General features: G+C 74.7%; 6 protein-coding genes. 4 read left to right on the top strand and 2 right to left on the bottom strand.

The annotated features are described in order from the left end of the window. Positions 1-72 precede the first annotated feature (72 nt). The gene (locus ACPXCS_RS30505) at positions 73-1,068 is read right to left on the bottom strand and encodes a hypothetical protein (protein ID WP_425951079.1); all 996 of its coding nucleotides are present in this window, start codon (positions 1,066-1,068) and stop codon (positions 73-75) included. Between the two features lie 152 nt (positions 1,069-1,220). Here ACPXCS_RS30505 and ACPXCS_RS30500 point away from each other — a divergent pair, with 152 nt between their 5' ends. The 3 genes from ACPXCS_RS30500 to ACPXCS_RS30490 all read left to right on the top strand — a co-directional run bounded on the left by ACPXCS_RS30500 (position 1,221) and on the right by ACPXCS_RS30490 (position 4,359). Beyond that, a complete protein-coding gene (locus ACPXCS_RS30500) occupies positions 1,221-3,758 on the top strand; it encodes a helicase-associated domain-containing protein (protein ID WP_425951078.1) in 2,538 nt (845 codons plus the stop codon). A gap of 169 nt (positions 3,759-3,927) precedes the next feature. Next, positions 3,928-4,059 carry a hypothetical protein gene (locus ACPXCS_RS30495; protein WP_425951077.1) on the top strand — a complete coding sequence of 44 codons (132 nt, stop codon included), beginning with the start codon at positions 3,928-3,930 and terminating at the stop codon, positions 4,057-4,059. Positions 4,060-4,176: 117 nt separating this feature from the next. Beyond that, on the top strand, positions 4,177-4,359 hold the full coding sequence (locus tag ACPXCS_RS30490; RefSeq protein WP_425951076.1) for a hypothetical protein: 183 nt from the start codon (positions 4,177-4,179) through the stop codon (positions 4,357-4,359). On the opposite strand, the gene istB is transcribed toward ACPXCS_RS30490, so the two are convergent. Continuing rightward, positions 4,337-5,554 (bottom strand): IS21-like element helper ATPase IstB, encoded by a 1,218-nt coding sequence (gene istB / locus ACPXCS_RS30485; RefSeq protein ID WP_425951075.1) that lies wholly within the window; start codon positions 5,552-5,554, stop codon positions 4,337-4,339. The two genes, ACPXCS_RS30490 and istB, sit on opposite strands and share 23 nt — an antisense overlap. A gap of 181 nt (positions 5,555-5,735) precedes the next feature. Between istB and ACPXCS_RS30480 the strand changes: the two genes are divergently transcribed. Then, positions 5,736-7,379, top strand: coding sequence for a DNA repair helicase XPB (locus ACPXCS_RS30480; RefSeq protein WP_425951074.1), 1,644 nt, complete (start codon positions 5,736-5,738; stop codon positions 7,377-7,379). The last annotated feature ends 3 nt before the right edge of the window (positions 7,380-7,382 follow it).

Raw genomic sequence — 7,382 nt, 5'->3', positions numbered from 1 at the left:
AGCTCCACCACATCGGAGGTCTTCGCCATGATCAAGCCCGGCAAGCGTTAACAACGCTCGTGATCAATACACCTAGCGGCGTCGCTGTGAGCGCCACACCAGGAACAGTGCCGACGCCACCGCCGCGCCCCGCACCACCCACGGCCAGGTCTGCGCCACCGCGTCGTTCATCGCGCCCTCGGCGATCGGCTCGCCCCAGCGGCCGTTCATCCGGCCCCACAGCCACAACAGGCCCGCCACCACGGCCGTGCTCGGCAGGATCACCACCGCCCACTTGGTCTCCGCCGGGGTCAGGCGGCGGGAGGCGTAGGCGATGAGCCAGCCGAGGAGGAGGACGAACCAGTTGCCGAGCACGGCGCCCGCGACGAGCAGGGCGGCGGCGCCCAGCAGGAGGGGGTTGCTCCAGTTCCCGGCGGCGGGCAGTCCCGGGAGCCGGCGGCGGCCCTTCTTCCCGGCCTCCTCCACCGGCTCGGCCGCCTCCACGGCGGGGGCCGGTTCCGCCGTCTCCGGCTCCGCCTTGCGCTGCGGCGGCGGCTTCAGCAGGTCGGGCAGCTCCACCCCGCCCACGAAGCCCGGCACCTCGTCCCCCACGCCGAAGGGGCTGCTGTCCACCCGCCACCAGTCCGGCTGGGCCGCGCTGTCGCCGAGTTCGTGCCCGGCGGCCAGGTGCGGCGGGGCCGGGCCCTCGGCGGGGGCGGGCCGCGCGGGCTCGGCGGGACGGGCGGGGCGGGGCCGCGGCACGACGCGCCGGACGCCGCCCCTGGGCCGCTCGGCCCGCCCGGCCGGCTCGCGGTCGGGCTGCACGGGCACGGCGGCGGGGGCGGCACCCTGCGGCGGGCCGCCGTCCGCCGCGGCCGCCACGATCTCGTCCGGGCTGCCCAGGCGGGTCAGGATGCGGCGGACGGCGGCGGGCGAGTCGACGGTGGCCTTGGCGCGGCGCCGGTCGATCTCGTTGCGCAGATCCGCGACCAGGCGCATACGGGTGGCCGACGACAACTGCTGTTGCTGGGCCACGTCGCCGACGCGGCTCAGATACTCGTAAACGACCTGGTCGCTCTCAATCCCCACGAAGTCCCCTCCGGGGCGGGTGCGTTGCGTGACGCCGTCGCGACGACGGTACCGCGAGGAGCGGCGGGGCTCCCACCAGCCCGCGGGCGTTCGGGTGCGGGGCCGCGCACGGACGGCCCGGCCGCCGGAGGCGACCCGCTACCGTGGACCGGATGAGCACCGAGGACAGGCCCGTGGCCCCCCGCTCCCTCGCGGAGGCGCTCCGCGCGCGGGGCGACGCCGCGCTGGGCGCGCTCCTGCGCAGCCGACCGGATCTCATCACGCCCGTGCCCACCGACCTGACGCAGCTCGCGACCCGCGCCGGCACCCGTGCCTCGGTGGTGCGGGCCCTGGGCCGTCTGGACCGGTTCACGCTGCAGACGGCGGAGGCGCTGGCCGTGGCGGCGGACCCGGCGGCCTACGACGAGCTGCTCGGGCTGATGGCCGGGGACGCGGCCGACCCGGCCGTCGTGGCCGCCCTGCCGCACGCCCTGGACACGCTGCGCGAACAGGCCCTGGTGTGGGGCGGCGACGACCGGCTGCGACTGGTGCGCACGGCCCGCGAGCTGCTGGCGCCCTCGCCGCAGCACCCCTCGCCGACGGGGCTCGGACCCACCGTGCAGGAGGCCACCGCCGGGATGTCCCCGGGGCGCATCCAGGAGATCGTCACGACCGCCGGGCTGCCCTCCACCCATGACTCGGTCTCCGCGGTGGCCGCCCTGACCGGGCTGTTCGGCGACCGCGAGCGGATGGCGGCGCTGCTCGCGCAGGCCCCGGCGGACTCCCTGGAGGTGCTGGAGCGCCTGGTGTGGGGGCCGCCGTACGGGCAGGTCACGGCCGATCCGGCGCCCCGGCTGCGCTGGCTGCTGGACCGGGGGCTGCTGCTGCCGACGGCGCCCGGCACGGTCGTCCTGCCGCGTGAGGTGGCCCTGCATCTGCGGCGGGGGCTGGCGCACCGGACGCCCGAGCCGGTGCCGCCGGCGGTGGAGGCGGCCGCGGTACACCGTCCACAGGTTGTGGACAGCACGGCGGCCGGGCAGGCGTACACCGCGCTCGCGACCGTCGAGGAGCTGCTGAAGGACTGGGACGAGGGCGGCCCGGCCGTGCTGCGGGCCGGCGGGCTGAGCGTGCGGGACCTCAAGCGGACCGCCGTCGCCCTGGACGTGCCGGAGCCGGCCGCCGCGTTCTGGGTGGAACTGGCGTACGCGGCGGGCCTGATCGCCTCGGACGGGGAGGCCGACGAGCGGTACGCGGCGACCCCGGCCTACGACGAGTGGCGGGAGCAGCCTTCCGCCGAGCGCTGGGCGCGGCTGGTCACGGCGTGGCTCGCGGCGACCCGGACGCCCGGCCTGGTCGGCGGGCGGGACGCGAAGGACCGGACGCTGTCGGCGCTCGGGCCGGGCCTGGACCGCTCGGCCGCGCCGGAGGTGCGGCACCGGGTGCTGGCGCTGCTGGCCGCGCTGCCGGAGGGGGCCGCGCCGGACCCCGGGTCGGTGCTGGCCCGGCTGGGCTGGGAGCGTCCCCTGCGCGGCGAGCGGCCCGAGGACGACCTGCGCGGCCGGCTCGCCCGCTGGACCCTGTCCGAGGCGGAGCTGCTGGGCGTCACCGGCCGGGGCGCGCTGTCCGCCCACGGCCGGGCCCTGCTGGGCGCGCCCGCCCCCGCGAAGAGCCCGGCGGCGGAGCCCTCCGGGCCGGGGGACAAACTGCCCGTGCACCACCACCACCGCACCGGCCCGCTCGCGCCCCTGGCCCCCGCCGAGCAGGCCGTCGCCGCCGCGGCCGCGGCCCGGGTCCTCGCCCCGCTGCTGCCGGAACCGCTGGACCACGTGCTGCTCCAGGCCGACCTCACGGCGGTGGCGCCCGGGCCGCTGGAGCGGCCGCTGGCCGACATGCTAGGCGTCCTCGCCGAGGTCGAGTCCAAGGGCGGGGCCACCGTCTACCGGTTCACGCCCGGGTCGGTGCGGCGCGCCCTGGACGCCGGGCGGAGCGCCTCCGACCTGCACGCCTTCCTCGCCGCCCACTCCCGTACGCCGGTGCCGCAGCCGCTGTCGTACCTCATCGACGACGTGGCCCGCAGACACGGGCAGCTGCGCGTGGGCGCGGCCTCGGCGTACGTGCGCTGCGACGACGACGCGACGCTGGGCGAGATCCTCGCCGACAAGCGGGCGGCGGGACTGGGGCTGCGCCGGCTCGCCCCGACCGTGCTGGCCGCGCAGGCCGACCCGGCCGGGCTGCTGGAAGGGCTGCGGGCGATGGGCTTCGCGCCGGCCGCTGAGTCCGCCGAGGGCGACGTGCTGATCACCCGCGCCCTCGCCCACCGCACCCCGCCGCGCTCCGCGCCCGAACCGGTCCCGGACGGCCCGCCCGTCCCCGACGGCACCCTGCTGGCGGCGGCGCTGCGCGCCATCCGCGCCGGCGACCTCGCCTCCACCACGCCGCGCAAGCCCGGCACGGCCCCGGCCGCCGACGGTGAGCTGCCGCGCACGGGCGCCGCCGAGACCCTCGCCACCATGCAGGCCGCCGTGCTGACCGGCGAGTCCCTGTGGATCGGCTACGTCAACGCCGAGGGCGCCGCCAGCCAGCGGGTCATCGCCCCGGTCCGCGTGGAGGGCGGTTTCGTCACCGCCTACGACCACACCGCGGACGAGGTCCGCACCTATCCGCTGCACCGGATCACCGGGGTCGCGGAGCTGGCGGACGACGAAGGCTGACGGCCCGCCGCCGGGTCTCTCACCCGTTCGGGTGCACGCCGGCGTTCATGCACGCCACGCCGGGGATGTCCCACCCTCGGGCGACCTTGCCGGGCCTGCCGCATCACGCCGGGTGCCCGGGGGCAGCCACCGGGTGTCCCTGTGAACGCTGTCGAAAGGAACTCCCCGCATGCGCGCTGTTCGTCGAGTCGCCGCCGTCCTGGCCACCGCCGCCCTCATGACCTTCGCGGGGCCGGCCACACCGGCGTCCGCCGTGAGCATCGACATCGCCGGCCTCGTCCTGGAGACGCCGCAGATCTGACCGGCACCCGCGACCGTCGGGCCGGTCCCCGCGTCCGCGGGCCGGCCCGCGGCGGCCGCGGCCGCCGTCTTCCCGGAAGGCCCTGTCCCGTCGTCTCCAGAAAGGCCTGTCCTCCGCATGCGTGAGAAGCTGCCCGCCGTCGCCCTGACCGCCGTCGCCCTCGTGGGCGTGCTCGCGCCCTCCGCCGCGGCCGCCGGTGGGTTGCCCCTGCCGCTGCCGGCCGCCGAGCCGCTGGTCACCGAGGGCGTCACGATCGAGGGCCCGCTGATCCAGAACGTCAGTCTGCCCACGCTGCGCTAGCGCGCCGCGTCCGGTAGCTCTCGCCGTCCAGCCGCACGATCTCGGCGTGGTGGGCGAGACGGTCGGTCAGCGCCGGGGCGCAGGCGCCGAAGACCTCGTTCCAGCGGCCGAGGGGGCGGTCGCCGGTGACGATCAGGGAGGCGCGCTCGTAGCGGTGGGCGATCAGCCGGAAGAAGAGACCGGCGGTGTCCGGGTCGAAGGGCGTGTAGCCGACCTCGTCGACGATCAGGAGGGGGTGTTCGTCGAGCGCGGCCAGCTCCGCGTCGAGCCGGCCCGCGGCCCGGGCGTCGGTCAGCCGGGCGGCCCACTCGGCCGCGGTCGCGAACAGCACCCGGTGCCCGGCCTGGCAGGCCCGCACGCCCAGGGCGACGGCCAGGTGGGTCTTGCCGGTGCCGGGCGGGCCGACGAACACCACGTTGCGCCGGGCCGTGACGAACTCCGCCTTGCCCAGCCGGGCCACGGTCTCCCGGTCGAGGCCCCGCGGGTGCTGCTGGTCGAAGTCCTCCAGCAGCTTGCGGGCGGGGAAGCCGGCGGCGCGGATCCGGGCCTCCGCCTCGGTGTCCGGGTCCGGCTGCCGGGGCACCGCGGGCGCGTCCGCCACGGCCTCCGGCCGGGGCTCGGGGACGGGCTCGCCGCGAGGGCGCTCCACGGGCGGCCGGGCGGTGTGTCCCCGGTCCCCGTGCGCGGCCATCGGCCCGGACATGTACGCGAGGATCGCGGCCGAGAAGATGAACGCCATGTGGATCACCGTCCCCCACAGCAGGGCGTGCTGCGAGGTGTGGTGGACGTCCACGAACATCTGCAGCAGATGGACCGAGGAGATGCCCACGATGGCCGTGGCGAGCTTGACCTTCAGCACGTTGGAGTTGACGTGCGAGAGCCATTCGGGCTGGTCACGGTGGCCCTGGAGGCCGATGCGGGAGACGAAGGTCTCGTAGCCGCCGACGATCACCATGATCAGCAGGTTGGCGATCATGACGACGTCCACCAGCTTCAGGACGGCGAGCATGACGTACGTCTCGGTGGCGTGCCCGCTCACGCACATGACGATTAAGGTCCACAGCTCCTTGAAGAACTTGTAGACGTAGACGCCCTGGGCGGCCACGAGCCCGAAGTACAGCGGGGCCTGGAGCCAGCGGGTGGCGAACAGGGCGTATCCGAGCGTGGTGGTCGGCGGGTTCTGCACGTGCGCCATTCTTCGGGGCCGCCCCGGAAAAACTGAATTCACACCACACGTTGGGATGAATAGGCATTCAGTACGACCGGGGGGCGTTCCCGGGACGCGCACGTCACACCCCCGCACGCCGACGATCAGGCACACTGGACGTTTGGCCGCGCACTCATGCCAGGGTGCCGCCTCCAGAAAGGGACCCGCGTTGAACGGACCTCTCATCGTCCAGTCCGACAAGACCCTGCTCCTGGAAGTCGACCACGAACAGGCCGACGACTGCCGCCGGGCCATCGCGCCGTTCGCGGAGCTGGAGCGGGCGCCGGAGCACATCCACACCTACCGGGTCACCCCGCTGGGCCTGTGGAACGCGCGCGCGGCCGGGCACGACGCGGAGCAGGTCGTGGACGCGCTCGTGCAGTACAGCCGCTATCCGGTGCCGCACGCGCTGCTCGTCGACATCGCCGAGACGATGGACCGCTACGGCCGCCTCACCCTCTCCAAGCACCCGGCGCACGGACTGGTGCTGACCACCACCGACCGTCCGGTGCTGGAGGAGGTCCTCAAGTCGAAGCGGATCGCGCCCCTGGTCGGCGCCCGGATCGACCCGGACACGGTCGCCGTGCACCCCTCCGAGCGGGGGCAGATCAAGCAGACGCTGCTGAAGCTGGGCTGGCCGGCCGAGGACCTCGCCGGGTACGTCGACGGCGAGGCCCACCCGATCGAGCTGGCCGAGGACGGCTGGGCACTGCGGCCGTACCAGAAGCAGGCCGTGGAGAACTTCTGGCACGGCGGTTCGGGCGTCGTCGTCCTGCCCTGCGGTGCCGGCAAGACGCTGGTGGGCGCCGGGTCGATGGCCCAGGCGAAGTCGACGACCCTGATCCTGGTGACGAACACGGTCTCGGCCCGGCAGTGGAAGCACGAGCTGGTGAAGCGGACCTCGCTCACCGAGGAGGAGATCGGCGAGTACAGCGGCACGAAGAAGGAGATCCGGCCCGTCACGATCGCCACGTACCAGGTGCTGACGACCCGGCGGAAGGGCGTCTACCCGCACCTGGAGCTGTTCGACTCGCGGGACTGGGGGCTGATCGTCTACGACGAGGTGCACCTGCTGCCCGCGCCGGTCTTCAAGTTCACCGCCGATCTGCAGGCGAGGCGGCGGCTCGGGCTGACCGCGACCCTGGTGCGGGAGGACGGCCGCGAGTCGGACGTGTTCTCCCTGATCGGGCCCAAGCGGTTCGACGCGCCGTGGAAGGAGATCGAGGCGCAGGGCTACATCGCGCCCGCCGACTGCGTGGAGGTGCGGGTCAACCTGACGGAGTCGGAGCGGCTCGCGTACGCCACGGCCGAGACGGAGGAGAAGTACCGCTTCTGTGCGACGACCGCGACCAAGCGGAAGGTCACGGAGGCGATCGTGCGCCGCTTCGCCGGACAGCAGATCCTGGTGATCGGGCAGTACATCGACCAGCTCGACGAGCTCGGTGAGCACCTCGGGGCGCCCGTGATCAAGGGCGAGACGTCCAACGCGCAGCGGGAGAAGCTCTTCGACGCCTTCCGCGAGGGCGAGATCAGCGTGCTCGTGGTGTCCAAGGTCGCGAACTTCTCGATCGACCTGCCGGAGGCGACGGTCGCGATCCAGGTCTCGGGCACCTTCGGCTCACGGCAGGAGGAGGCCCAGCGCCTCGGCCGGGTGCTGCGGCCCAAGGCGGACGGCCACCAGGCGCACTTCTACTCCGTGGTCGCCCGGGACACCATCGACCAGGACTTCGCCGCGCACCGGCAGCGCTTCCTGGCGGAGCAGGGGTACGCGTACCGGATCATGGACGCGGACGAGCTGCTCGCGGAGAACTGACAC

The sequence above is a fragment of the Streptomyces sp. DT190 genome (genome assembly GCF_049846985.1).
In the GTDB taxonomy this organism is placed as follows: Bacteria; Actinomycetota; Actinomycetes; order Streptomycetales; family Streptomycetaceae; genus Streptomyces.
Note: the sequence above shows the minus strand (reverse complement) of the source record. Positions and strands in the feature narration are given on the sequence as shown.